The organism is Flavobacterium sp. FPG59 (genome assembly GCF_002150205.1).
Taxonomy (GTDB): domain Bacteria; phylum Bacteroidota; class Bacteroidia; order Flavobacteriales; family Flavobacteriaceae; genus Flavobacterium.
In genome coordinates, this window is record NZ_MTCA01000310.1 from 1 (window position 1) to 2,653 (window position 2,653).

Below are 2,653 nucleotides of genomic sequence, written 5' to 3' on the forward strand. Positions count from 1 at the left end.
CATGAACAGCCTCTAATAATCTAATAGATACTTTAATTTTTTATAATTTTTTGTTTTAATTCTTGTCCATTTTCAAAGCGAATATGAATGATATATATCCCATTATTCAAATAACTCATATCAATAGCATTGTTGTTTGATTTTCCATATTTCACTTGTATGCCATTCATATCTTGAATTTTATAATTTAAAACTGGAGAACTTGAGTTAATATATAAAAGACTACTTACAGGATTTGGATATACTGAAATGATAGTATCTTCTATTTTAAGTTCTTTATTTAGTGCAACTTTTGCTGTACTAGTGCCCCAAGAGTAAGAGAATCCATTTGTTTTATTTAATAAATCTGGTGTTTGATTTGCAGTCCCACTTGAGCCATTGTTAAAAATCAAATTGATTGATGTAGGTCCTGTTATAGTATATTTATAAAACCCATTTACATCGGCTACCATAGCAACACCTGGCCATACTGTATTGGCTACACTTCCAGCAGGGATTGCATTCCAATAATGAATTTTTGGTATTGTTGTCCAATTTGTTGGAGGTTTAAAATAAACTGTCATAGTTGTTTGAGTAGGACAACGATTTGCTGGTTCACCAGCTAACCAAGCACTATCATAATACTTAATTCCGGCAGTAGTAGCAAGATCAGCAGTTTTTAATGTTCCATCGTTAAATATTAAGTTTGTAGCGCTTACAGTAGATGGGAAAGTAAATTTGTACCAATCACCACAATCTTTTGTCATTGCAACTCCTGGCCAAGCTACTGTTGGTGCTGTACCTGTAGGGGACCAGTAGTATACTTTTACAGCTGAATTCCAGTTTGCTGGTTTTTTAAAATATACTGTAAATGTTGGTAGTGTACCAAAAGTGTATGTTTCTGTTCTGATTGTAGAGCTTACACCTACAGTATTTCTCACAAAAGCATTAAGAGTTTTAGTGCTATTTATGGAAAGTGTCACTGAACCAACTGTGGATGGCGATGCAATGGTTGGTGTTGTACCATCTAGAGTATAATAAATTGCAGATGTAGAAGTATTAGCTGTTAAAGTAGTGTTAACCGTTGTTCCAGTTGTAAAAAATCCTCCTACTTGACTTACTGTAAGGCTTGGTACATCAACAACACTTGCCTTGTCCCAAATTGCAAAACCTGTTCCAGATAATTTTAATGTCCAACCAGCTCCAGAAGGAGACCAATTATCTGATCCTAATTTCATTGCCACTTTATTGTCAATAATAGCTGCATATAGATTATTTGAAGCTGCTACTATATTTAAGGTAGAGGTGTTAGTTAGTAAATTGTCTTTTCTAATTTTAATCATAGCGTCAATTTGAGATTTGATTCCCCAATTAAAATAATGAGGCCACCAAACCATAGGAGTTCCAGGATGAGTTAAAATATAGGCATAACCATTTAATACTTTTGATCCAGGAAAAATCCATAAATCTTGACCATAAGGCACAGGTCCCGTATCATGATTATCAAGCATGGTTACTGCTTTATCTGGCCAAACTCCAATTAAACCAGAAGCTTTGCCAGAACCATCTTTTAAATAACTTAAATTATTATCATTAAAAGCATTTTGGAGTGCACTTTTGGTTGCAAAATCAAATGCGGTAGAAGAAGCTGTATTAGTTCCACCCTTTGTGTAATCTAACCATTTTACAATTCTATTTCGGTCACCTTCTAACAATTCCCCTACAGAAAAATAAGGCGAGGTAGCATCGTTATATTCTTTAATATATTTTCCATCAAATCCATGAACAAAATCATAACGCCAACCATCAAAACCTATTTGATTTTTCAACCAAAGCATCCAAGTTTTGATACCATTTCTAACTTCAACATTAGAATGATCTAAGTCTCTACCTGCAGAAAACAAACCTGAAGTCCCTGGAGATTTTAAACCTGCTTGAACAGGATCATAATCTGGATTTCCAGTTCCTTTTTGTCCAGAAGGACTAATATTTGAATTATTGCAAATAGACCAAGTTTGTGTTGGAGTATTCCATGATGGTGTCGAAAAATCATACCACCCAGTAGTTCCTCCACGATGATTGACTACAATGTCTGCAATAACCTTTATATTTTTTGAATGAAGATCAGTTATTAATGATGTTAATTGTGCTTGGGTACCATGAGCATTATTCAAGTCATACCAAACTGTTGGTATATAACCCATTCCTCCAGTTGATTTACTTGGTGGAGGTAACCAAATAGCATCAAATCCACCAGTTTGCAATGCTGTTGAATTACTTTTTATCACATCGTACCATTTGGTTGTTGAAACATCAGTGGTCCAATGAAAACCTTGAATCATTACTTCTCTCCCAGTGGCAGTTGTTTGCGAATAAACAATGGGGTGCAATAATAGTAAAAAGAGCAACAATAAATAATTTTTTGCTTTCATAAGTTTATTTTTTAGTTAATACTTTATGAAATTAACATTTTATTTATATAATTTTCGCTATTATTCTTATTTATATTTTGCTTTTTTAAAGTTATTAGCACTCTATCGTTGTAGTAGAGTTGAATGTTAATAAATTATCACGAAATCGATTAAGTATCTGATTGTTAGTAAACTAAAAATACACTAATTTGATTTGATTTTGAATATTATAACTTAAATGATTTAATCAAAGACTATAATCC

Annotated in this window: 1 protein-coding gene; it reads right to left on the reverse strand. The window is 32.9% G+C overall.

Annotated features, from left to right (window positions below):
• Positions 1 to 32: 32 nt before the first annotated feature.
• Positions 33 to 2,411 (reverse strand): starch-binding protein, encoded by a 2,379-nt coding sequence (locus FPG59_RS15425; RefSeq protein WP_086455437.1) that lies wholly within the window; start codon positions 2,409 to 2,411, stop codon positions 33 to 35.
• Between the last annotated feature and the right edge of the window lie 242 nt (positions 2,412 to 2,653).

Excerpts from the sequence above, each read along its gene's own strand:
- FPG59_RS15425 (WP_086455437.1), bottom strand. The coding sequence starts at position 2,411 with ATGAAAGCAAAAAATTATTTATTGTTGCTCTTTTTACTATTATTGCAC.